Below are 485 nucleotides of genomic sequence, written 5' to 3'. Positions count from 1 at the left end.
GTGCTTGTGCTGCTCGACGAGTTCCAGAACCTCGGCAAGCTCGAGAACGTGACCGAAATGGCAAGCGTGCTCGGCGGCAACGGCGTTTCGATGTGGTTTTTCGTGCAGTCGCTGAAGGCTGTAGACGAGATCTATCGCCAGGAAGGGCGCAAAACGCTCATCAACGCCGCTCGCGTGCAGATCTTTTTCGGTGCGCAGGACGCGGACGATCTGCGCTACGTTTCCGAGCAGCTCGGCGAAACGTCGGACGTGCAAAAAGACGTGACGCGCACCAAGGCAACGTTGTTCGACACTTATTACACGCGCTCGGAGCACCGCAAGCAAGTGCGGCGGCCCCTCATGCGGCCGGATGAAATCCGCACCCTCGACAGGAACAAGGTCATCATATTGGCGCGTGGGCAACTGCCGATCCTCGGCACGCGCAATTTCTATTTCGCCGACGGCCAGCTCGCCAAACGCGCGTTCATGCCCCTACCCGCCTCTAC

1 protein-coding gene is annotated in these 485 nt (G+C 60.0%); it reads left to right on the top strand.

Annotated features, from left to right (window positions below):
• Positions 1–6: 6 nt before the first annotated feature.
• A partial coding sequence (locus tag EOA13_RS38465; RefSeq protein ID WP_245490601.1) for a TraG/TraD/VirD4 family protein occupies positions 7–485 on the top strand: 479 nt, incomplete at its 3' end.

This window comes from Mesorhizobium sp. M7A.F.Ca.US.011.01.1.1, assembly GCF_003998295.1.
In the GTDB taxonomy this organism is placed as follows: Bacteria; Pseudomonadota; Alphaproteobacteria; order Rhizobiales; family Rhizobiaceae; genus Mesorhizobium.
The sequence above is the reverse complement of the archived record's forward strand: the minus strand, read 5'-3'. Positions and strand labels throughout refer to the sequence as shown.